Annotated in this window: 24 protein-coding genes and 1 pseudogene; 9 read left to right on the top strand and 16 right to left on the bottom strand. The window is 68.1% G+C overall.

What is annotated here, in order from left to right; translation table 11 throughout:
• Window positions 1-28: 28 nt before the first annotated feature.
• The 3 genes from pgeF to E5A73_RS13575 are packed head-to-tail and all read right to left on the bottom strand — an operon-like array spanning window position 29 to window position 2501.
• Window positions 29-793, bottom strand: a complete 765-nt coding sequence (pgeF, locus tag E5A73_RS13565) for a peptidoglycan editing factor PgeF (protein ID WP_135964381.1) — start codon at window positions 791-793, stop codon at window positions 29-31.
• On the bottom strand, window positions 790-1404 hold the full coding sequence (locus E5A73_RS13570) for a GNAT family N-acetyltransferase (RefSeq protein WP_135964382.1): 615 nt from the start codon (window positions 1402-1404) through the stop codon (window positions 790-792). Before E5A73_RS13570 ends, pgeF begins: the two co-directional genes overlap by 4 nt.
• Complete coding sequence (locus E5A73_RS13575; RefSeq protein WP_420822577.1) at window positions 1401-2501, bottom strand: class I SAM-dependent methyltransferase; 1101 nt, start codon at window positions 2499-2501, stop codon at window positions 1401-1403. Before E5A73_RS13575 ends, E5A73_RS13570 begins: the two co-directional genes overlap by 4 nt.
• 83 nt (window positions 2502-2584) lie before the next feature.
• On the opposite strand from E5A73_RS13575, the gene E5A73_RS13580 reads away from it, so the two are divergent.
• Window positions 2585-2809 (top strand): hypothetical protein, encoded by a 225-nt coding sequence (locus E5A73_RS13580; RefSeq protein ID WP_135964383.1) that lies wholly within the window; start codon window positions 2585-2587, stop codon window positions 2807-2809.
• A 113-nt stretch (window positions 2810-2922) separates the two neighbouring features.
• On the opposite strand, the gene lgt is transcribed toward E5A73_RS13580, so the two are convergent.
• Window positions 2923-3807: a prolipoprotein diacylglyceryl transferase gene (gene lgt, locus E5A73_RS13585; protein WP_240700207.1), complete on the bottom strand. Its 885-nt coding sequence runs from the start codon at window positions 3805-3807 to the stop codon at window positions 2923-2925.
• Window positions 3808-3919: 112 nt separating this feature from the next.
• Here lgt and E5A73_RS13590 point away from each other — a divergent pair, with 112 nt between their 5' ends.
• The 4 genes from E5A73_RS13590 (at window position 3920) to E5A73_RS13605 (ending at window position 9419) form a co-directional block, all read left to right on the top strand.
• Complete coding sequence (locus tag E5A73_RS13590; RefSeq protein WP_135964384.1) at window positions 3920-6160, top strand: xanthine dehydrogenase family protein molybdopterin-binding subunit; 2241 nt, start codon at window positions 3920-3922, stop codon at window positions 6158-6160.
• Window positions 6157-7164: a ferrochelatase gene (gene hemH / locus E5A73_RS13595; RefSeq protein WP_135964385.1), complete on the top strand. Its 1008-nt coding sequence runs from the start codon at window positions 6157-6159 to the stop codon at window positions 7162-7164. The genes E5A73_RS13590 and hemH overlap by 4 nt, the downstream gene beginning before the upstream one ends.
• Before the next feature lie 35 nt (window positions 7165-7199).
• Window positions 7200-7922 carry an acetoacetyl-CoA reductase gene (gene phbB, locus E5A73_RS13600; protein ID WP_135964386.1) on the top strand — a complete coding sequence of 241 codons (723 nt, stop codon included), beginning with the start codon at window positions 7200-7202 and terminating at the stop codon, window positions 7920-7922.
• Between the two features lie 474 nt (window positions 7923-8396).
• On the top strand, window positions 8397-9419 hold the full coding sequence (locus tag E5A73_RS13605; RefSeq protein WP_135964387.1) for an esterase-like activity of phytase family protein: 1023 nt from the start codon (window positions 8397-8399) through the stop codon (window positions 9417-9419).
• Window positions 9420-9440: 21 nt separating this feature from the next.
• Here the strand turns inward: E5A73_RS13605 and rpmB are convergent, their stop codons facing one another.
• Window positions 9441-9740, bottom strand: coding sequence for a 50S ribosomal protein L28 (rpmB, locus tag E5A73_RS13610; RefSeq protein WP_135964388.1), 300 nt, complete (start codon window positions 9738-9740; stop codon window positions 9441-9443).
• A 161-nt stretch (window positions 9741-9901) separates the two neighbouring features.
• On the opposite strand from rpmB, the gene E5A73_RS13615 reads away from it, so the two are divergent.
• From E5A73_RS13615 to E5A73_RS13625, 3 genes are all read left to right on the top strand, one after another.
• Window positions 9902-10195, top strand: coding sequence for a hypothetical protein (locus E5A73_RS13615; RefSeq protein ID WP_135964389.1), 294 nt, complete (start codon window positions 9902-9904; stop codon window positions 10193-10195).
• Window positions 10195-10380 (top strand): YqaE/Pmp3 family membrane protein, encoded by a 186-nt coding sequence (locus tag E5A73_RS13620; protein ID WP_135964390.1) that lies wholly within the window; start codon window positions 10195-10197, stop codon window positions 10378-10380. Before E5A73_RS13615 ends, E5A73_RS13620 begins: the two co-directional genes overlap by 1 nt.
• 130 nt (window positions 10381-10510) lie before the next feature.
• Window positions 10511-10942 carry a nucleoside deaminase gene (locus tag E5A73_RS13625; protein ID WP_135964619.1) on the top strand — a complete coding sequence of 144 codons (432 nt, stop codon included), beginning with the start codon at window positions 10511-10513 and terminating at the stop codon, window positions 10940-10942.
• Between the two features lie 98 nt (window positions 10943-11040).
• On the opposite strand, the gene E5A73_RS13630 is transcribed toward E5A73_RS13625, so the two are convergent.
• On the bottom strand, window positions 11041-11718 hold the full coding sequence (locus E5A73_RS13630) for a YiaD family glycine zipper/OmpA-like lipoprotein (protein ID WP_135964391.1): 678 nt from the start codon (window positions 11716-11718) through the stop codon (window positions 11041-11043).
• 128 nt (window positions 11719-11846) lie between these two features.
• Between E5A73_RS13630 and E5A73_RS13635 the strand changes: the two genes are divergently transcribed.
• A complete protein-coding gene (locus E5A73_RS13635; protein WP_135964392.1) occupies window positions 11847-13142 on the top strand; it encodes a hemolysin family protein in 1296 nt (431 codons plus the stop codon).
• Window positions 13143-13161: 19 nt separating this feature from the next.
• On the opposite strand, the gene E5A73_RS13640 is transcribed toward E5A73_RS13635, so the two are convergent.
• The 10 genes and pseudogenes from E5A73_RS13640 to hisB all read right to left on the bottom strand — a co-directional run bounded on the left by E5A73_RS13640 (window position 13162) and on the right by hisB (window position 19813).
• The gene (locus tag E5A73_RS13640) at window positions 13162-13785 is read right to left on the bottom strand and encodes a hypothetical protein (protein WP_135964393.1); all 624 of its coding nucleotides are present in this window, start codon (window positions 13783-13785) and stop codon (window positions 13162-13164) included.
• Window positions 13786-13936: 151 nt separating this feature from the next.
• Window positions 13937-15475, bottom strand: a complete 1539-nt coding sequence (locus E5A73_RS13645) for an amino acid permease (protein WP_135964394.1) — start codon at window positions 15473-15475, stop codon at window positions 13937-13939.
• 98 nt (window positions 15476-15573) lie between these two features.
• A complete protein-coding gene (locus E5A73_RS13650; RefSeq protein WP_135964395.1) occupies window positions 15574-15951 on the bottom strand; it encodes a histidine triad nucleotide-binding protein in 378 nt (125 codons plus the stop codon).
• 113 nt (window positions 15952-16064) lie between these two features.
• On the bottom strand, window positions 16065-16385 hold the full coding sequence (locus E5A73_RS13655; protein ID WP_135964396.1) for a phosphoribosyl-ATP diphosphatase: 321 nt from the start codon (window positions 16383-16385) through the stop codon (window positions 16065-16067).
• Window positions 16386-16417: 32 nt separating this feature from the next.
• Window positions 16418-16609: a hypothetical protein gene (locus E5A73_RS13660; RefSeq protein ID WP_135964397.1), complete on the bottom strand. Its 192-nt coding sequence runs from the start codon at window positions 16607-16609 to the stop codon at window positions 16418-16420.
• 175 nt (window positions 16610-16784) lie between these two features.
• Window positions 16785-17543, bottom strand: coding sequence for an imidazole glycerol phosphate synthase subunit HisF (gene hisF, locus E5A73_RS13665; RefSeq protein WP_135964398.1), 759 nt, complete (start codon window positions 17541-17543; stop codon window positions 16785-16787).
• An 83-nt stretch (window positions 17544-17626) separates the two neighbouring features.
• Window positions 17627-18355 (bottom strand): annotated as a pseudogene (hisA, locus tag E5A73_RS13670) (1-(5-phosphoribosyl)-5-[(5-phosphoribosylamino)methylideneamino]imidazole-4-carboxamide isomerase); the annotation flags it as partial.
• Complete coding sequence (gene hisH, locus E5A73_RS13675) at window positions 18343-18945, bottom strand: imidazole glycerol phosphate synthase subunit HisH (protein WP_135964400.1); 603 nt, start codon at window positions 18943-18945, stop codon at window positions 18343-18345. The pseudogene hisA and the gene hisH, both read right to left, overlap by 13 nt.
• A complete protein-coding gene (locus E5A73_RS13680; protein ID WP_135964401.1) occupies window positions 18942-19226 on the bottom strand; it encodes a YciI family protein in 285 nt (94 codons plus the stop codon). The genes hisH and E5A73_RS13680 overlap by 4 nt, the downstream gene beginning before the upstream one ends.
• Window positions 19226-19813, bottom strand: a complete 588-nt coding sequence (gene hisB / locus E5A73_RS13685; RefSeq protein ID WP_135964402.1) for an imidazoleglycerol-phosphate dehydratase HisB — start codon at window positions 19811-19813, stop codon at window positions 19226-19228. Before hisB ends, E5A73_RS13680 begins: the two co-directional genes overlap by 1 nt.
• Between the last annotated feature and the right edge of the window lie 55 nt (window positions 19814-19868).

Here is a 19868-nt window from a genome sequence, read left to right on the forward strand (position 1 = left end):
TTGACCGCTCCCTAGCCGAAGAGACGTATCAACTGATACCAATTATCGCGATCTGGCGGCCGTAATCGGGCTCGCCGCGATGCGTCGCGCGGCGGAAGCTGTAGAAACGGCTCTCGTCGGAATAAGTGTCGAGGCCCAGCGTTTCGACGGTGCGGATTCCCGCGGCGGCGAGGCGATGCGCGACATAGGCTTCGAGGTCGAACTGGTAATGGTCCGTTTTGCCGTCGGCGAAGAAACGTTCGTTGGCGGGATCGACTTCGGCGAAGCGGCGGAAGAAGGCGTCGTCGACTTCGTAGCTGGCGCGGGCGATGCACGGGCCGATTGCTGCGGCGATGCGCTCGCGTTTGGCGCCAAGGGTTTCCATCAGCGCTATCGTCGAATCGGTGACGCCGCCGAGCGCGCCTTTCCATCCGGCGTGTGCCGCGCCGACCACGCCCGCTTCAGCGTCGGCGAGCAGCACGGGGGCGCAATCGGCAGTGAGGATGCCGAGCGCGAGCCCGGGCCGATCGGTGGCCAATGCGTCGGCGCGCGGGCGCAGGCGCTCCTCAAAGGGCTCGATCACCGCGACGGCGTCGGCCGAATGGATTTGAAACAGTGTGACGAGCCGGGCGCCGGGGAGCACCGCCTCGCGCGCACGGCGGCGATTCTCGGCGATCAGCGCGGGGTCGTCGGCCGAGCCGGAGCCGACATTGAGACCGGCGAGCATCCCGGTCGACACCCCGCCGCGCCGGCCGAGAAAGCCGTGCGCGACGTGACCCAGCGCGCGGGCGCGGGTGACTTCGACCTGGCTCACAGGTCGAGGCTCATCAGACGGTCTTCGTCGAGATGGTCGCCGACGCGGAAATGATAGATGCCGATCTCGCGGAAGCCCAAGCGCGCGTAGAAGCGCTTGGCGCGGTGATTGTCGACATAGACGCTGAGCACGATGCGCTCGGCCGCTTGCGCGCGCGCCGTTTCCACCGCCCAGTCGATCAGCGCCTGCGCGGCGCCGCTGCCCTTGCCGCGCGCGTCGAGGTAGAGCTGGCGGAGTTCGATCGCCGGCGGGCCGGGTTCGACCGGCAGGGTGACCGGGCCGATCTTGCAATAGCCGAGCAGGCCTTCGGCATCCTCGGCGATGCGGATCGCGACGCCGGGCGTGGCGAACTCCTCGGCCCATGCTTCGGGCGTGAACTTGCCGAGGAACGCGGCGAGATCGGCCGGGCGGTAAAGATGGCCGAAGGTCGCGACGAAGCTGTCGCGGAACAGCGCGTCGATCGCGGGGAGATCGGCAGGGGTGGTGTCGCGGTAGTGGATTGCATCACCCTCACCCTTCCCACTGCCTTCGGCAGGGGGCCCCTTCCCTCTCCCGTCGGGAGAGAGAGGGAGCGGCGAAGCCGCGGAAGGGTGAGCGCGATCCGAGCTCATGCGAACCCCGCCGGCACCGGCCAGCCTGGCGGCGTCAGTGCGATGACCTTGAACAATTCGCCCATCTGCTCTGGATCGACCAGCCGGTCGCGGTCCGCCGCGAGCGCTTCAGCACGATCGGGCGCAGCCTTGGCGAGCGCCTCGGTGCGCGCTTCGATCCCCAGGGCCTTCAGGAACGCCCCCTGCGTCACCGGGCCGTGGACGACAAGCCCTTCGACTTCGGCAGCTTCCTTGAGCGTGGCGAAATCGACATGCGCGGTGAGATCGGCCTCGCCGGGATCCTCGAACGGATTGGCATAAGCGTGGCCGCGAACCGCCTGAAGCGTGTCGCCGACCGCCGGTCCTTGATAGCCATAGTCCAGGATCAGCGCGGCGCCACCCTGCGTCAGCAGCCGTGCGGCAAGGTTGCGCAGGATGGCGACGCCGGCGGGCGAGGTCTCGAGGATCGATCCCGGCGGGGCGTGGAGCAGGTGGCGCGGGATGATCATGTCGAAGCTGCGGTCGCCGACGATCGGCAGGAACAAGGTGTCCTGGCAGGCGACAAGCCGCTCGCGCCAGCCCTCGCCGGTCGCGACCAATTGGCGGATCGGCAGCGCGTCGAAGAATTCGTTGGCGACGACGAGGAGCGGCGACTCCTCGGGGAGGCCGACCAGGTCGAGATGCCATTCGGCATGTGGCACGTGCTCGGCCTGGGCGGCGCGCAAGGTCGGGCTGTTCTCGACCAGATCGACCGGCGGCGCGAACCCGGCTCTGGCCATCGCGCGCAGCGCATCGGCGGCCAGCGTGCCGCGGCCCGGCCCGAGCTCGACATAACGTGCGGGCGGGCGCCCGGCGCGGTCCCACAGATCGGCGAGCCACAGCCCGATCAGCTCGCCGAACATCTGGCTGATCTCGGGCGCGGTGGTGAAGTCGCCGCGGCTGCCGAGCGGATCGCGAGTCGCATAATAATGCGTGTTCGCGGCGCCCATATATTGCGACAGCGGGATCGGCCCGGCGAGGGTGATCGCGCGCGAGAGGCGCTCGGCCAGCAGAGGCGCTGCGGCGTTGTCGGTGCGATCGGCGGACGATGCGGCGAGGGGATGATCGGAATCGGTCACCCGCCGTCCCTAACCGCTCGCGCCTGCCGCGTCATCCCGGGAGCGAGATGCGCGCTGGCACGTTGTGCGTCGTCGGAGGACCGATGACGCAAGGTAGGCAATTGGTGGCAGGCGTGCGCGAGGCCGCGGCGCGGCACCACATCGCGTGGGGCGAACTGGTTCCGACGCCGCACGCAGTCAATCGCGATGCCGAGGCGGCGGAGGACGCGGCCTATGCCGAGATGGAGGCTGCGAAGCAGCGGCTGCGCGACCATATCTGCGACTTTTACGGGATCAGCTCGGCAGAGCTGGGCAGCCTGGTGCGCTGAGGCACCGCTACCGCCCCCGTTCGGCCTGAGCCTGTCGAAGGCCGGCTCTCCCCGAGCGGACTACGTGCGGCCAGCTGCCCTTCGACAGGCTCAGGGCGAACGGACAATGGGCTTCAGGCGACGCTCTCACTCCCGGCGATCGACTCGACGCGCTGGCGGCGGCCCTTGGCGGTGGCGATAAGATAGATGCCGCCGGCGATCATCGGAATGCACAGCCACTGGCCCATGTGCAGCCCGGTCGCGTCGACCAGCCAGACGAGCTGGGCATCGGGCTCGCGGAAGAACTCGACGAAGAAGCGGCACAGGCCGTAGCCGAGCACGAAGATGCCGACGAGCTTGCCGGGCTGATAGCGCGAATCGGTGCGCCAGAAGAAGAACCAGAGAACGACGAAGAGCAGGATCCCCTCGAGCCCGGCTTCGTAGAGCTGGCTCGGATGGCGGGCGGGTTCGGGCAGGCCGGTCTGGACGGTGTTGCGGAACACGACCGCCCAGGGCAGGTCGGCGGGCTTGCCCCAGAGTTCGCCGTTCACGAAATTGGCGAGGCGGCCGAAGAACAGCCCGCCGGGCGCGACGCAGGCGACATAATCGTGGATGCGCAGCCAGTTGAGCCCGTGGCGGCGGGCGAGCAGGATGATTGCCACCGTGGTGCCGATCACGCCGCCGTGGAACGACATGCCGCCGTCCCACAAGCGGATGACCTGGAGCGGCGTTTCGACGATCATGTTGGGCGCGTAGAACAATACATAGCCGAGCCGGCCGCCGAGGATGATGCCGAGCGTGGCGTAGAACACCAGATCGTCGGCGTGGCGCCGCGCCATCGGGGCGCCGGGCTGGGCGAGCAGCTTGAGCAGATACCACCAGCCGAGCAGGATGCCGGCGATATAGGCCAGCGAATACCATTTGATCTGGAAGAAGCCGAGATTGACCGCGACCGGGCTGAGCCCGAGATCCTTGAACTGGATGTGATCGCCGGCGGCGGCGAGGAGGTGAAGCAGCACGGTCTTGTCGTTCCCCGGCAATCGATCGATGGCCCCGCGATAGAGCAGCCGCGCGGCAAACCCAAGACCGCAATGGCTGGCGCAGGGAGAAGCCGCGCGATAGAGCGGCACGATGGCCCGGGACACCAGCGCGCGCATCAAGCTCGATCGGCGGACATTGCTGATCGGCGGCGGTGCCGGCATCGGGCTGGTCGTCGCCTGGGCGGCATGGCCGCGCACCTGGCTTCCCAATCTGACCGCAGCACCCGGCGAGAGCCTGTTCGGCGCGTGGCTCAAGATCGGCAGCGACGGGCATGTCTCGGTCGCGGTGCCGCAATGCGAGGAGGGGCAGGGAGTCTATACCGCCTTCCCGCAGATCATCGCCGACGAGCTCGGGGCGGACTGGAAGATGGTCGGAGTCGAGCCGGCGCCGCTCAATCCGCTTTACGCCAACCAGCTCGGCGCGGAGGAATTGTTCGAGGCGGCTTTGGGCAACCTCCCCGACACGCTGCGCGCGAGCTATGTCCGGCGCAGCGGGCTGATGCTGACCGGCGGATCGACTTCGGTGCGCAATTTCGAGGGCGAGCTGCGCCGCGCGGGCGCGGCGGCACGCGCATTGCTGTGCAAGGCCGCGGCGGCGCGCTGGGGAGTCGACTGGCAGGCATGCGGGACGTTCAACCATCTCGTCTTCCAAGGCAATCACAAGCTCGGCTTCGGCGCGCTCGCGGCCGAGGCTGCGGAGCAGCGCCTGCCTGCCAAGGTGCCGCCGCGTGTCGGCGACGAAGCGCGGCTCTATGGCCAGCCGCTGCTGCGGCTCGATGCGCCGCCCAAGGTCGACGGCAGCGCGCTGTTCGCCGGCGACATCCGGCTGGCCGACATGGTCTATGCCTCGATCCGCCAGGGGCCGGTGGGCGAGACCGGGCTGGCGCGGATCGAGCGCGCCGCCGCCGACAAGGTTCCCGGCATGCTCGCGGTGGTCACCACCGACGATTGGGTCGCGACGGTGGCCAACAATTGGTGGGCTGCGGATCGCGCGCTCGATGCGATGCGGCCGCGCTTCCGCACGCCCGACCCGGTGATCAACAGCGATACGATCGAGGCGGCGCTGAGCAGTGCGTTCGAGGGCGCCGGGTCGCGCATCGCCGAGACGGGCGATCTCGCGGCGCAGTTCCGCGGTGCGCAATTGGTCGCGGCGGAGTATCGCGTCGGGCTGGCGCTCCACGCGCCGCTCGAACCGATGACTGCCACCGCGGTGTATCGCGATGGCCGGGTGACCTTGTGGCTGCCGACGCAGGCGCCGGGGCTCGCCCGCGCCGCGGCTGCGCGCGCGGCGGGTGTCGCCGAGAACGACGTGATCCTCCACCCGACGATGGCGGGGGGCTCGTTCGGCGCTAAGCTCGAAACCGATGTCGCGGCGCAGGCGGCGTTGCTCGCCGTCAAGATCGGCCGCCCGGTCCAGCTCACCTGGCCGCGCGGCGAGGATTTCCGGCGCGACCGCTTTCGTCCCGCAGCGGCAGGGCGGATGAGCGCGCGGATCGATCCGCAGCGCCGGCTGACCGGCTGGCTCGCCAAGATCGCCGCGCCGGCGAGCGGGCGCGAACTTGCCGAACGCCTGCTCCACGGCGATGCGCTGCCCGCTTCGGGGCTGGCGCTGGGCGGGGGGGATGCGAGCGCAGTGGCGGGCGCGGTGCCGCCTTATGCGATTCCCAACTTCGCGGTCGACCACCATCCCGCCGCGATCGGGGTGCCGACCGGCTATTGGCGCTCGGGCGCGCATAGCTACACCTGCTTCTTCACCGAGAGCTTTCTCGATGAACTCGCGCATGTCGCCGGGCAGGACGCGCTGTCGTTCCGCATGGCGATGCTCGGCGGACAGCCGCGGCTCGCGCGCTGCCTGCAGATCGCGGCGCAACTGGGCGGCTGGCAGGGCGGCCAGCCGGGGAGCGGGCAGGGAATCGCCTGTCACAGCTTCCGCGGCTCGCACATCGCGGTGCTCGCCGAGGCGCAGTTGACCAGCGATCGCCGAGTCAAGGTCGAGCGACTGGTAGCGGCGGTCGATTGCGGGCGCGTGGTGAACCCCGATCTGGTGATGCAGCAGATCGAGGGGGGATTGCTGTTCGGGCTCGCCGGCGCGGTCGGCTGCGCGACCGGCTTCACCGAAAATGTCGCCGATGTGCGCGAGATTTCGGAGCTGCGCCTGCCGACGCTCGCCGATTGCCCCGACATCACGGTGGAGCTGATCCGCAGCACCGCCGAGCCGGGCGGGGCGAGCGAGCTCGCGGTGCCGCCGGTCGCGCCGGCGATCGCCAATGCGTTGCAGGCTGCTACAGGCGTGCGCTTCCGCCGCCTGCCTCTGTTATCGGACTTGGAATGATCCCCCCCGCCGACCATCCGAAGATCCCGGCCCGCAAAATCGGGCTGCTCCTGACCAATCTCGGGACGCCCGACGCCGCCGACGCCGGCGCGGTGCGGCGCTATCTCGCCGAATTCCTGTCCGATCCGCGGGTGATCGAGATTCCGCGTTTCGTGTGGAAGCCGATCCTCCACGGGATCATCCTGCGCACGCGGCCAAAAAAGTCCGCGCATGCCTATAAGCAGGTCTGGCGCGAGGACGGGTCGCCGCTCGCCGCGATCACCCGCGAGCAGGCGGCGGCGCTGCAAGGGGCGTTCGGGCCCGACGTGATCGTGGACTATGCGATGCGCTATGGCCGGCCGGCGCTCGGCGACCGGCTGCGCGCGCTCAAGCAAGCGGGGTGCGAGCGCATCCTGATCGCGCCGCTCTATCCGCAATATTGCGCGGCGACGACGGCGACCGCCAACGATGCGGCATTCGCCGCACTGGCACAGATGCGCTGGCAGCCGGCGCTGCGCACGCTGCCGCCGTATCATGACGACCCGGCCTATATCCACGCGCTGAAGACCTCGGTCGAAGCGTCGCTGGCCGCGCTCGATTTCGAGCCGCAGGCGATCCTCGCCAGCTTTCACGGCATGCCGCAGCGGACGCTCGAACTGGGCGATCCCTATCACTGCCATTGCCAGAAGACCGCCCGCCTGCTCAGCGAGGCGCTGGGGCGCGAGCTGACGATCACATTCCAGTCGCGCTTCGGCCGCGCCAAATGGCTTGAGCCGGCGACCGACACGGTGCTCGCGGGGCTGCCGGGCAAGGGGATCACGCGGATCGCTCTCGTCGCGCCAGGCTTCTCCGCCGATTGCGTCGAGACGCTCGAGGAGCTGTCGATCCGCGGGCGCGATACCTTCGTCGAGGCCGGGGGTACCCACTTCGCGGCCTTGCCTTGCCTCAATGCGAGCGAGGTCGGTGTCGCGATGCTCAAGAAGATATTGGCGCGGGAACTTGCGGGCTGGGCAGACGCTGCCTAGCCTGAAGTAACGAAAACCAAGAGAGGATGCGAGAAATGGCACGCGTAGCGATCGTGACGGGGGGGACGCGCGGCATCGGCGAGGCGATCAGCCTGGCACTCAAGGATGCCGGCATGACGGTCGCCGCCAATTATGCCGGCAATGACGAGAAGGCCCGGGCCTTTACCGAGCGGACGGGCATCAAGGCATATAAATGGGACGTCGGCGATTTCGAGGCCTGCGCCGCGGGGGTCGCGCAGGTCGAGGCCGATCTCGGCCCGGTCGATGTGGTGGTCAATAATGCCGGCGTCACGCGCGACGGCACCATCCTCAAGATGAGCCGCGACATGTGGGAAGACGTGATCCGGATCAATCTGGGCGGCTGCTTCAACATGGCGCACGCCACTTTCCCGGGGATGCGCAGCCGCAAATGGGGACGGATCGTCAATATCGGCTCGATCAACGGGCAGTCGGGCCAATATGGCCAGGTCAATTACGCCGCCGCCAAATCGGGCATCCACGGCTTCACCAAGGCGCTGGCGCAGGAAGGTGCGCGCGCCGGAGTGACGGTCAATGCGATCGCGCCGGGCTATATCGATACCGACATGGTCGCCGCGGTGCCCGCGGACGTGCTCGAGAAGATCGTCGCCAAGATTCCCGTCGGGCGGCTCGGCCAGGCGAGCGAGATCGCGCGCGGCGTGACGTTCCTGTGCTCGGAGGAAGCGGGGTTCGTCACCGGGTCGACTTTGTCGATCAACGGCGGGCAGCACATGTACTGACGGGCGTTGGCGTATGACCCGCGACTAAGGCTCGGTTTAATTTTGGTGGATCTGTTCCCCTGCGAAAGCAGGGGTCCAGGTTACCAGCGGTGCGCTTCGGGCTCTGGGCCCCTGCTTTCGCAGGGGAACAGATACCCTTCAATGAAGTGCAATCCGCTTTTAGAGCCCGTTCGCCCTGAGCTTGTCGAAGGGCTGACGCGGCAGCCGGATCGCTGGCGGAGAGCCGGCCTTCGACAGGCTCAGGCCGAACGGTAGGGTTCGTTCGCCGACCGAGCGCTGCCCAAAACGAAAAAGGCCGGCTCCCCGCAAGGAGCCGGCCCGTCGGTCCCCGATACGCAACGCGGGGGCCTCGATACGCAAACTGTCCTTCGCCCTATAGGCGCCCGGCCTTGGCGCTGGCTGAACGCAGTTGTTATCTGAGGTTCATGTCGCGCCGGGGCTGGCTCGCCCGACCCGAACGGCTATGGCGGAGCGATGCGTTTCGCGGTTCCGCTTTCGTCGCTCCTGCTGCTGTCGGTCACTGCGTCGGGAGTCGAGCCGCGCCAGGTTCTCGGGGACCGGCCGGAGATGGTCGCGACGCCGGTGCCGCTCGATCCTTCCGATCCGGCGCGGGCGAAGCTGGGACCGCTTACCTATCTCGGCGGGCTTGCCCTCAAGAGCAGTGATCCCGCATTCGGCGGCTTTTCGTCGATGCGCATCGACGGCGATCGCTTCACCTTGCTCAGCGACGGCGGAAACCTCGTCGCATTCATGATGGGGGCCGACCTGCGCCCGCGGGACCTGCGCTTCGCCGACCTGCCCGGACCGGGGACCGGCGCGATCAAGCGCCACCGCGATTCCGAATCGCTGACCTGGGACCCGGTGACAGGATGCGCCTGGATCGGGTTCGAGAACCGCAATGCGATCTGGCGCTACGATGCGAGCCTGACTCGCGCCGAGCGCAGCGTGCGGCCGGCGGCGATGGCCGACTGGTCGGTCGCCGGCGGGCCCGAGGCGATGGCGCGGCTGCGCAGCGGGCAATTCATCGTGATCAGCGAGACTGCGCGGCCGCCGCGCAGGCCCGATGCGCGGATCGTGTTGCGCTTCGCGGGCGACCCGACCGAATCGTCGCTGCCACCCGAGCGGCTGGCTTACGTGCCGCCGGCGGATTACGACCCGACCGACATGGCCGAGCTTCCCGACGGGCGATTGCTGGTGCTCAACCGCCGGCTTTCGCTGTCCGGCCTGTTCACTGCCAAACTGGTGCTGCTCGATCTGCGCGGCGTGCACACGGGAAAGCCGGTCCGCGGCATCGAACTGGCGACGTTCGAGCGCCCGCTGCAGCACGACAATTTCGAGGCGCTGGCGGTCACGCGCGAAGGCGCGGACACGATCGTGTGGATCGCGTCGGACGACAATGGCGAGATCTGGGAGCAGTCGCTGCTGCTCAAGTTCCGGCTGGAACTAGCGAACTCGGGACAAGCGAAAAGCCCGCGCCCCGGCAGGGGAACGGGCTGACGCCAATCCGCAAAAAGCTGGTTAGGCCGCGGTCTTCTCGGCAGTCGACGCCTTGCGCAGCTCGCGCTTGAGGCGGCGCACGCGGAGCGACAGATCGTCTTCGCTGGTCTTGAGCAGCCAATTGTCGAGACCGCCGACATGCTCGACCGAGCGCAGCCCGTGCGTCGAGACGCGCAGGCGGATGCTGCGGCCCAGCGTGTCCGAGATCAGCGTGACGTTCTGCAGATTGGGCAGAAAGGTCCGCTTGGTCTTGTTGTTGGCGTGGGAGACGTTGTGTCCCACCTGCCGGCCCTTGCCGGTCAGCTCGCAAATGCGCGACATCGCTTTAAATCCTGGTTCTTGGCATAAGCCGGAAAGGCCGCGCCGATAGCGGGAATGGCCGAGTGCGTCAACCGATTCGCCGATCAAAGCGCCAGCCGACGCAACCCAGATGGCGCTTACGGCGTTATTACGCAAACGATTCGATCCGGGAGATAAAGACAATGCGTGCAATCCTCGTGCTGATCGGGCTGATCGCCCTGGGCGTGGTGGCGGCGATGGCGACGGGCATGCTGCGGTTCAACCAGCAGCAGGGCGCCAGCCTGCCGACCGTGAGCGTCCAGGCCGAAGGCGGCCAGGTGCCCAAATACAGCGCAGAGACGGGCAGCGTCGGGATCGGAAATACCGCGCGGACCGTCGAGGTGCCCACCGTCGAGATGAAGAAGGCGACCGTGGTGCTGCCGACGATCGACCTGAAGCAGGCGCCGGCCGCTTCGCCGACGCCGGCCGCGAAATAATGCATGCCGGGCGAATCGTGGCGGCGGTGCTGCTGCCGCCGCTGGGCGTGTATCTCGCACGGGGGCCGGGGAGGGATTTCGGGATCGCGTGCGGGCTGACGGTGCTGGGATTTCTGCCGGGGGTCGTCTTCGCGTTGTGGACGGTGGTGCGCGACGCGCGCACGCCTGCGCCTGCGGTCGCGTAGTTACCGTCATCCCGGCGAAAGCAGGGATCTCGTGCCGCATTGCGCCTTCGCCTGAGATCCCGGCCTTCGCCGGGATGACGTAGCGGGATCGGTTCGCTAGGCAGCTTCCATGTTCCCGCTCCCCGATCCGATGCGCGCCGCGCTGGATGCCGCGTACTGCGCCGCGCAGGCAGGGGAAGTGCCGGTGGGCGCCGTGGTGACGCTTGGCGGCAAGGTCGTCGCCACCGCCGCCAATGCCCCGCGCACGCTCCACGACCCCACCGCGCATGCCGAGATGCTGGCGATTCGCGAGGCGGCGCGCATCCTCGGCCGCGACAGGCTCGAGGATTGCGATCTGTGGGTGACGCTGGAGCCATGCGCGATGTGCGCGGGAGCGATCGCGCATGCCCGCATCGCCCGGCTCTATTACGGCGCGAGCGATCCCAAGGGCGGCGCGGTCGAGCATGGCCCACGCTTCTTCGCGCAGCCGACCTGCCATCACCGCCCCGAGGTTTATTCGGGAATCGGCGAGGGAGAATCCGGCGCGTTGCTCAGGGATTTTTTCAGAGAACGACGGACGTAGCAGCCTACGTTCGTGCTGAGCTTGTCGAAGCACGGCTTTCCACCAGCGACCCCGCTTGTGGCGCAGCGCCCTTCGACAGGCTCAGGGCGAACGGGCGGTTATCCCAAATCCTGCTGGGTGATCGGGACCAGCTTGATCTCTACGCGGCGATTGGCCGCCTTGCCTTCCTCGCTGGCGTTGCTGGCGACCGGCTGGGTTTCGCCGAAGCCGCGCGTGCCGAGCCGAGCGCTCTGCACCCCGCGGCCCGACAGATAATCGGCGACCGAAGTCGCGCGGCGCTCGGACAGCGCCAGATTATAGCTGTCGCTGCCGGTCGAATCGGTGTGGCCGTACACGTCGATATAGGTCTGGTTATACTGCCGGAGCACGTCGGCGACCTGATCGAGCGTGGCGCGGAACTGCGGCTGGATGCTCGATTCGTTGGTCGCGAAAGTGACGTTCGACGGCATGTTGAGCACCAGATCGTCGCCTTGGCGGATGACGCGGATGTCGGTGCCTGCGGTGCGGCGGCGCAGTTCCTGCTCCTGCCGGTCCATATAGGCGCCGATGCCCGCGCCGGCGAGACCGCCGATCCCGGCGCCGATGATCTTCTCGGTACGGTCGTTGCGGCCGCCGACGAGATCGCCGAGCAGATAGCCGCCGACCACGCCTGCGCCCGCACCGATCGCGGCCCGCGAGACGCGGCGTTCGCCGGTGACCGGATCGGTGACGCAGGCCGTGGTGAGCGTGGAGGCGGCAAGCGCGGCGGCGATCAGCGCCTTGCGAGTGATGGACATGGTGGCTCCTCTTGCAATTCTTGACCGGAAAACCCGCCGGAAGCCGGCATTGTTCCGCCTGCGCATCGAAGCTTGGCGAAGAGGCGGTTGTGAAGCGCTGCCCAGTGCGGATATGGAGGGCGCACATCATGCCTGCTCCCTTTCCCTGGATCGACGTCGCGATCATCCTCGTGCTGATCGCCATCAACGGTGTCTTCTCGATGTCCGAGCTGGCGATCGTCTCCGCGCGCCCGGCCCGGCTCGAGGCACTGGCGCGCACCAATCGCGGCGCCGCGACTGCGATTCTGCTCGCCGCGGATCCCGGCAAGTTCCTCTCGACGGTGCAGATCGGCATTACGCTGATCGGTATCATCGCCGGCGCCTATTCGGGCACCAGCCTCGGCACACCGGTGGCGCAGCGCATCGAGGGGCTGGGGCTCGATCCCGAAACCGCGCGCACGGTGGGAATCACGTTGGTGATCGCCGTCACCACTTATGCCTCGCTGGTGGTCGGCGAACTGGTGCCCAAGCAATTCGCGCTGCGCTCGCCCGAACCGATTGCCGCGATCATGGCGATCCCGATGCTGTGGCTCAGCCGGATCACGGCGCCGATCGTGTGGCTGCTCGACAAATCGAGCGCGCTGATCTTCCGCGTCATCGGCCTGAAGCGCGAATCGGAGAACCGAGTCACGGTTGAGGAACTCCATCTGATCGTCGCCGAAGCGTCGCGCTCGGGGGTGATCGAGGAACATGAACGCTCGATCATTTCGGGCGTCGTCCGCCTCGCCGACCGGCCGGTGCGCGAAGTGATGACGCCGCGCACCGACGTCGACTGGCTCGACGTCGATCTCGACCCGGCCGGAATCCGCGATGCCTTGCTGGCGACTCCGCATACTCGGCTGCCGGTGGCGGAAGGTTCGGTCGATTCGGTGATCGGCGTGGTTCAGGCGCGCGATATCGTCGCGGCCCTGTTCCGCGGCGAGACGCTCGATTTGCGGCGGCTAATGCGAGCAGCGCCGGTGCTGCCCGACCAGGTCGACGCGATGGACGCGCTCGGCGCGCTGCGCCGCGCCGAGGTGCCGATGGGGCTGGTCCATGACGAATATGGCCATTTCGAAGGGATCGTGACTCCGGCCAATCTGCTCGCCGCGATCGCCGGCGATTTCGCGTCCGACGCTGAGCCGGGCGACACGCCCAGCCTGGTGGTGCGCGAGGACGGATCGTTATTGGTCTCGGGCCAGATGCCCGCCGATGCGCTGGCCGAGCGGCTCGGCATCGATCTTCCCGAGGACCGCGATTATGCCACCGTCGCCGGGCTAGCGCTCGCGGTGCTCAAGCATCTGCCCGTGGAGGGCGAGGTGTTCGCCGAGCAGGGCTGGCGCTTCGAGATCGTCGACATGGACGGGCGCAAGATCGACAAATTGCTGGTGCGCCAAGCGGGCTGATCTCCCCGCTTCGCAAGAATCACAGCTTCCCGAATACGGCCTCGTAACCGGCCTGGTCGCCGCGGGCGAGGAAGCCGGCCTGCTCGATCCAGCGATCGCGATGGATGCGGCCCTGGAAGGTGCCGAGCTGCGCGTCGAGCGCATCGGCCTCGGCGGGAGTGAGCGCGGCGAGCTGGGCGAAGCGGGTCACGCCGAGCGCGTTCAGCCGGTCGGCGAGCTTGGGACCGACGCCCTTCATCCGCGTGAGATCGTCGGCACCGGACAGGGCAGGCGCTGGATCGGACGCGGCCAGCGTCGCCGGTGAAGCGTCGAGCGGCGCCGCCGCGGCGATCGGCTCGTCGGCGAGGGGTTTGGGCTCGGGCGCAGTCGCCGGGGCGGGCGCATCGGCGATCGGCGGCGGGGAAGGGCTCACCGGGGGCGCCGTGACGGGCAGTACGGGCGTTGGCGCATCCGGCTGGCTGACTGCGCCGCGCGCTTCGAGCTCTCGGCGTGCATGATGCCGCCGCTTCGACAGCCGCGTGCCCCAGGCGAGGACGAACAGCGCCGAGAGAATGCCGAGGCCGATCAGCACGAACGACAAAGTAAGCCATACCGGCGCCCCGTCGTACAAGGTGCCGCCTGTCTGCCACGCCGTATCGTTCATTCAATTCGCTCCTGACGCCATGCAGTCACCTGCATTCTCAACTGCATAGCGCCGGATTCCGCAGCGTCCAGCCGCGTGACGCCGCCCAGGCGATCGCGCAAGGAAAAGGGCCGGAGGCTCGCGCCCCCGGCCCTTCGCGTAACTGCCTGCCTCAGCGCGTGCCGGGCACCGGCGGATCCAGATCGTCATATGCCTCGGGCTCGTGCACTTCGGTGAGCCCGCGGCCGACATGACTCTTGCCGCGGCTGTAGGCGAAATACACCACCAGCCCGATGGCCGCCCAGACCAGGAACATCATCTTGGTGTCGTGGCCGAGGCTGTAGAACAGATAGACGCAGCCCAGCACCGCGATCGGCGCAGTGACGACGATCAGCGGCGTGCGGAACGGGCGATGCCGCGTAGCATCGGTGCGGCGCAGCACCAGCACCGCGATCGACACTGCGGCAAAGGCGAACAGCGTGCCCGAGTTCGAGATGTCGGCCAGCTTGCCGACCGGGAAGAACGCCGCAAACAGCGCCACGAAGACGCCGGTCAGGATGGTGATGACGTGCGGCGTGTGGAACTTCGGGTGGACTTTGGAGAAGACGGCCGGAAGCAGGCCGTCGCGGCTCATCACGAAGAAAATGCGGGTCTGACCGAACATCATCATCAGGATGACCGAAGGCAGCGCCAGACCGGCGGCGAGGCCGATCAGATTGCCGACCTGCGGCCAGCCGATTTCGCGCAGCGTCCACGCCAGCGCTTCCTTCGAGCAGACCACCGCGTCGCGACCGGTGGCGGCGACATGGTCGGCGCAAGCCTTGGTCAGCTCGACGCTGCCCGGGGGCAGTGCCGCGCCGTCGGGGCCCAGCATCGGTTGCGCGCCGACGCTGCCGATGACGCCGGCGGCGACGAGCAGGTAGAAGATCGTGCAGATGGCGAGGCTGCCGATCAGGCCGATCGGCATGTTGCGCTGCGGGTTCTTGGTTTCCTCGGCCGCGGTCGAGACTGCGTCGAAGCCGACATAAGCGAAGAAGATCGACGCTGCCGCCGCCGACACGCCGGCGAAGCCGAGCGGCGAGAAGGGCTCGAAATTCTGCATGTTCATCACCGGCACGGCGAGGATGATGAAGAGCGTCAGCGCGGCGACCTTTATCAGCACGAGGATCGAATTGACAAACGCGCTTTCCTTGGTGCCGATCACCAGCAGCCAGGTGACGAGCCCGGCAATCGCCATTGCCGGCAGATTGACCAGGCCGCCGTCATAGGGGCCGCGTACCAGCATGTCGGGTATGTCGATCGAGAAGGCGTTTTCGAGCAGCCCGACGACATAGCCGGACCAGCCCACCGACACCGCGCCCGCGGCGACGGCATATTCGAGGATCAGCGCCCAGCCGACCATCCACGCGACCAGCTCGCCCATCACGGCGTAGCTATAGGTGTAGGCCGAGCCCGAGACCGGGACCATCGCCGCCATTTCGGCGTAGCAGAGCGCGGCGACGGCGCAGACGAAGCCCGCGATCACGAACGACAGCATCATCCCCGGCCCGGCCTTTTGCGCGGCTTCGGCGGTCAGCACGAAGATGCCGGTGCCGATCACTGCGCCGATGCCCAGCATCGTCAGCTGGAAGGCGCCGAGCGATCGATGGAGCGATTTTTTTTCCGCCGTCGCCAGGATGGCGTCGAGTGATTTTACGCGCCCGAATATCATGGATGGGTCCCCTTAGCGGTGCCGGTTCGCGCCGCCCGAATTTGAAAGGCGCGAGCCTAGTCGCAAAACCGAGTGGTGCAATCCCTTAGTGCAGCGGTTCAGCGTGCCAGCATCGGGCCCAGCGGCCGGCCGGCGAAGATATGGACGTGGAGGTGCGGCACCTCCTGGTGCGCGTCCATCCCGGTGTTGGCGAGCAGGCGATAGCCGGGGGCGACCAGCCCCGCCGCGCGCGCGACCTCGCCCACCGCGCGGACGAACCCGGCGATCTCGGCATCCGACGCCTTGGCGGCGAAATCGTCCCAGCTGACATAGGCGCCCTTGGGGATCACCAGGATGTGCTGCGGCGCCTGCGGATTGATGTCGTGAAAGGCGAGGGCGTGCGCGTCCTCATACATTGTTTTGGCCGGAATCTCGCCGCGCAGGATCTTCGCGAAGATGTTCTGGTCGTCATAGGGTTGGGTGGCGTCGATGGGCATTGGGTGTCTCCCTCGACTATTCCAATAGCAAACCGTCATCCCGGCGAAAGCCGGATCCATAGCCGCGGGCAGAGCAGCAGAGAAACTCTGGGCCCCGGCCTTCGCCGTGACGATCAGTTGGTAGGACGCGACGCCTTTTCGTCGATCCCGGACACGCCTTCGCGGCGGGCGAGCTCGTTGCGAACATCGTCGAGGCCGAGTCCCGCATCGGCGAGGAGGATCGCGAGATGGAAGATCAGGTCCGCGGCTTCGCTGGTCAGCGCCGCCTTGTCGTCCTGAACCGCGGCGATCACCGTCTCGACGGCTTCCTCCCCGAGCTTCTGCGCGATCTTGGCGCGGCCCTTTGCGGTCAGCCGGGCGACGTAGGAGCTGGCCGGATCGCCGCCGCGGCGTTCGCGGATCACGGCTTCGAGCGCGTCGAGAGTATCTGCCATGCCGCTCCGGCTGCGGGAGCGGGGCGCGGCTGTCAATCCTTGGGCGTGTCGCGGCGAAAGCGGGCGCGCAGCCGGCTGCGCACGAACCACACGCCGAAAGCGGCGCAGGCGAACAAGGCGAGGTCGGACAGCTCGGGCATCGAGCGCGTGCCGGCGATGCCGCTATGCGGGGTGGCTGCCAGCGCGGGGGTGGCGATCAGCAGGGCGAGCGCGATGCGGAGCATGCGGGGGGTGTAGGGCAGGGGAGTTGGGGAAGGGTTAAACCGTCCCCAAAACACCACCTGTCACCCCGGCCTTGTGCCGGGGTCCACTGCGCAGCAACGGAAAGACAGGAGGTTCGAGGTTCTCGCCGCGCCGCATGGTGGACCCCGGCACAATGCCGGGGTGACGGTTTGGGTTTCAGGCCCGCACCGGGATCCCCGCCGCGGCCAGTGCGGCGTGCGCGTCGGCGATGCTCGCCTCGCCGAAATGGAAGATCGACGCGGCCAGCACCGCGCTCGCATGCCCGTAGCGGATCCCCTCGACGAGATGCCGGAGATTGCCGACGCCGCCCGACGCCACCACCGGCACGGTCACCTGATCGGCGATGATGCGGATCAGGTCGAGGTCGTAGCCGTCGCGGGTGCCGTCGCGGTCCATTGACGTGACGAGCAGTTCGCCCGCCCCCAGCTTGGCAAGGTGCAGCGCGTGTTCGACCGCGTCTATTCCGGTCGGGCGGCGGCCGCCATGGGTGAACACTTCCCAGCGCTCACCGATGCGCCGCGCATCGACCGAAGCGACGACGCACTGGCTGCCCATCCGCTCGGCGATCTCGGCGACGACTTCGGGACGCGCCACCGCGGCCGAATTGACTGCGACCTTGTCAGCGCCGGCGAGCAGAAGCGCGCGGGCGTCCTCGACGCTGCGCACCCCGCCGCCGACGGTGAGCGGCATGAAGCACACTTCGGCGGTGCGGCGGACGACGTCGAGGATCGTGCCGCGCGCTTCGTGGCTGGCGGTGATGTCGAGGAAGCAGAGCTCGTCGGCGCCCGCGGCGTCGTAGGCGCGCGCCTGCTCGACCGGGTCGCCGGCGTCGATCAGGTCGACGAAGTTGACGCCCTTGACGACGCGGCCGTTGGCCACGTCGAGGCAGGGGATGACGCGCGCGCGGACGGTCACTTCTCCCTCTCCTCTTTAGGGGAGAGGGGCAAGTGGGATGCACTATCGATAGGCCCCTCTCCCCGCAAGCGGGGAGAGGGAGACTTCGCCACCGCGATCGCCTCGCCGAGGGCCAGCCGCCCGTCATACAGCGCCCGCCCGGTGATCACGCCCTCGACGCCATCGTCGACATGCCCCCGCAGCGCATGGATGTCGCCGATATCGGTCACTCCGCCGCTGGCGATCACCGGGATCGACACTGCCCGCGCCAGCGCTACCGTCGCCTCGACATTGCACCCCTTGAGCAGCCCGTCGCGGCCGACATCGGTGAACAGCAAGGCCGCCACGCCGGCATCCTCGAAGCGGCGGGCGAGATCGACCACCGCCACGTCGGAAACATCCGCCCAGCCGCGCGTCGCGACCAGCCCGTCGCGGGCGTCGACCGCGACGACGATCCGGCCCGGATTGTCGCGTGCCGCTTCGCGCACCAGCTCGGGATTCTCCAGCGCGGCGGTGCCGATCACGACGCGCGCGACACCGAGATCGAGCCAGCGATCGATCGATTCGCGATTGCGGATGCCGCCGCCGAGCTGGACCTTGCCGCCGAAGCGTCCGACGATCGAAGCGACTGCGGCGCCGTTGACCGATTCGCCGGCGAAGGCGCCGTCGAGATCGACGACATGGAGCCACTCCGCCCCGGCCTGCGCGAAGATTTCGGCCTGCGCGGCGGGATCGTCGCCATAAATGGTGGCGCGGTCCATATCGCCCTCGGCGAGGCGGACGACCTGGCCGGCCTTGAGGTCGATGGCGGGGAAGACGATCAGGGCCGCCATTTCAGGAACCTCTCCAGCAGCGCGATGCCGTAGCGCTGGCTCTTTTCGGGGTGAAACTGGACGCCGGCGAGATTGTCGCGGCCGATCGCCGCGGTGACCTTGCCGCCATGCTCGGTGGTGGCGAGGACATCCTCGCCTTCAAATGCGAAGCTGTGGAGGAAATAGGCTTCGCCGGGCTCGATCAGCGGGTGCGCGCCGACGGGCACGACATCGTTCCAGCCCATATGCGGCACGCGAACGCCGGGCGAGGGCGGCAAATGCCGCACCACGCCGGGGATCCAGCCGAGGCCGTCATGCGTGCCGAGCTCCTCGCCGCGGCGCGCCATCAGCTGCATGCCGACGCACACGCCGAGGAACGGCGCGGCTTCGCTCAGCACGCGCTGCTCGATCGCGGCGACCATCCCATCGACGTCGCGCAGACCGCGCGCGCAGGCGCCGAACGCGCCGACGCCGGGCAGCACGATGCGATCGGCTTTAGCCACCACGTCCGGATCGGCGGTGATCACCAGGCCTTCGGCGCCGGCGGCCTTCAGCGCATTGTGAACCGAGTGGAGATTGCCCGCGCCGTAATCGATCAGCGCAACGCTCATTCGGCGAGCGCCTCCAGCCCCGGCGCAGTCATCGTCGGGGTGAATTCGTGGAGCGCATAATCGGCGACGTCGTGGACCGCGAACGGATCCTCCGCGAGCAAAGCCTCGGCCGCCGCGCGGGTGCCGCGCAGCAGCAGCACCCCGCCGGTCGGCGGGGTCTGGCGGCCCGAGGCGAGCATCGAACCGTCGGCATAGCGGTTGCGCAGCCAGTCGATATGCGCGGCGCGGTGGAGGTCGACCGTCTCGAGCGGCGTCTTGTAGGTCAGGATCGCGACGATCATCAGAGGATGCCCTTGGTGCTGGGGATGACGCCCGCCTTGCGCGCATCGATCTCGACTGCCTCGCGCAGCGCCCGGGCGAGCCCCTTGAACGCCGCTTCGGCGATATGGTGGTTGTTGCTGCCGTAGAGCGTCTCGACGTGGAGCGTCACCCCCGCGGTCTGCGCGAAGCTGTGGAACCAGTGTTCGAACATCTCGGTGTCCATCTCGCCGAGGCGCTTCTGGCTGAATTCGGTCTTCCAGACGAGGAACGGGCGGCCCGAAATGTCGATCGCGACGCGCGCCAGCGTCTCGTCCATCGGCGACAGCGCATCGGCGTAGCGGCGGATGCCCTTCTTGTCGCCGAGCGCCTTGGCCACCGCCTCGCCGATCGCTAGCCCGGTATCCTCGACGGTGTGGTGCTGGTCGATATGCAGGTCGCCGACGGTCTTCACGTCCAGGTCGATCAGCGAGTGGCGGCTGAGCTGCTCGAGCATGTGATCGAAGAAGCCGATGCCGGTCGACACCGCAAAGGCGCCGGTGCCGTCGAGGTTGATAGTGACGTCGACCGAGGTCTCGCTGGTCTTGCGGCTGATCGTGGCGGTTCGCATGGCGCCCCCATAGCGCCGGTGCGTCCCCAAGCAAAATAGGCTTGCTTGTCGGCAA

It is taken from the genome of Sphingomonas gei (assembly GCF_004792685.1).
GTDB classification, from domain to species: domain Bacteria; phylum Pseudomonadota; class Alphaproteobacteria; order Sphingomonadales; family Sphingomonadaceae; genus Sphingomonas; species Sphingomonas gei.

What these genes read in the sequence shown, in the direction of transcription:
- E5A73_RS13580 (WP_135964383.1), top strand. Translation starts at nt 2,585, where the DNA reads ATGACGCAAGGTAGGCAATTGGTGGCAGGCGTGCGCGAGGCCGCGGCG.
- E5A73_RS13630 (WP_135964391.1), bottom strand. Translation starts at nt 11,718, where the DNA reads ATGTCCATCACTCGCAAGGCGCTGATCGCCGCCGCGCTTGCCGCCTCC.
- E5A73_RS13605 (WP_135964387.1), top strand. Translation starts at nt 8,397, where the DNA reads ATGCGTTTCGCGGTTCCGCTTTCGTCGCTCCTGCTGCTGTCGGTCACT.
- E5A73_RS13635 (WP_135964392.1), top strand. Translation starts at nt 11,847, where the DNA reads ATGCCTGCTCCCTTTCCCTGGATCGACGTCGCGATCATCCTCGTGCTG.
- E5A73_RS13615 (WP_135964389.1), top strand. Translation starts at nt 9,902, where the DNA reads ATGCGTGCAATCCTCGTGCTGATCGGGCTGATCGCCCTGGGCGTGGTG.
- E5A73_RS13660 (WP_135964397.1), bottom strand. Translation starts at nt 16,609, where the DNA reads ATGCTCCGCATCGCGCTCGCCCTGCTGATCGCCACCCCCGCGCTGGCA.
- rpmB (WP_135964388.1), bottom strand. Translation starts at nt 9,740, where the DNA reads ATGTCGCGCATTTGCGAGCTGACCGGCAAGGGCCGGCAGGTGGGACAC.
- E5A73_RS13645 (WP_135964394.1), bottom strand. Translation starts at nt 15,475, where the DNA reads ATGATATTCGGGCGCGTAAAATCACTCGACGCCATCCTGGCGACGGCG.
- E5A73_RS13570 (WP_135964382.1), bottom strand. Translation starts at nt 1,404, where the DNA reads ATGAGCTCGGATCGCGCTCACCCTTCCGCGGCTTCGCCGCTCCCTCTC.
- phbB (WP_135964386.1), top strand. Translation starts at nt 7,200, where the DNA reads ATGGCACGCGTAGCGATCGTGACGGGGGGGACGCGCGGCATCGGCGAG.
- E5A73_RS13625 (WP_135964619.1), top strand. Translation starts at nt 10,511, where the DNA reads ATGCGCGCCGCGCTGGATGCCGCGTACTGCGCCGCGCAGGCAGGGGAA.
- E5A73_RS13655 (WP_135964396.1), bottom strand. Translation starts at nt 16,385, where the DNA reads ATGGCAGATACTCTCGACGCGCTCGAAGCCGTGATCCGCGAACGCCGC.
- E5A73_RS13680 (WP_135964401.1), bottom strand. Translation starts at nt 19,226, where the DNA reads ATGATCGTCGCGATCCTGACCTACAAGACGCCGCTCGAGACGGTCGAC.
- E5A73_RS13620 (WP_135964390.1), top strand. Translation starts at nt 10,195, where the DNA reads ATGCATGCCGGGCGAATCGTGGCGGCGGTGCTGCTGCCGCCGCTGGGC.
- E5A73_RS13650 (WP_135964395.1), bottom strand. Translation starts at nt 15,951, where the DNA reads ATGCCCATCGACGCCACCCAACCCTATGACGACCAGAACATCTTCGCG.
- hemH (WP_135964385.1), top strand. Translation starts at nt 6,157, where the DNA reads ATGATCCCCCCCGCCGACCATCCGAAGATCCCGGCCCGCAAAATCGGG.
- E5A73_RS13640 (WP_135964393.1), bottom strand. Translation starts at nt 13,785, where the DNA reads ATGAACGATACGGCGTGGCAGACAGGCGGCACCTTGTACGACGGGGCG.
- E5A73_RS13590 (WP_135964384.1), top strand. Translation starts at nt 3,920, where the DNA reads ATGGCCCGGGACACCAGCGCGCGCATCAAGCTCGATCGGCGGACATTG.
- hisB (WP_135964402.1), bottom strand. Translation starts at nt 19,813, where the DNA reads ATGCGAACCGCCACGATCAGCCGCAAGACCAGCGAGACCTCGGTCGAC.
- hisH (WP_135964400.1), bottom strand. Translation starts at nt 18,945, where the DNA reads ATGAGCGTTGCGCTGATCGATTACGGCGCGGGCAATCTCCACTCGGTT.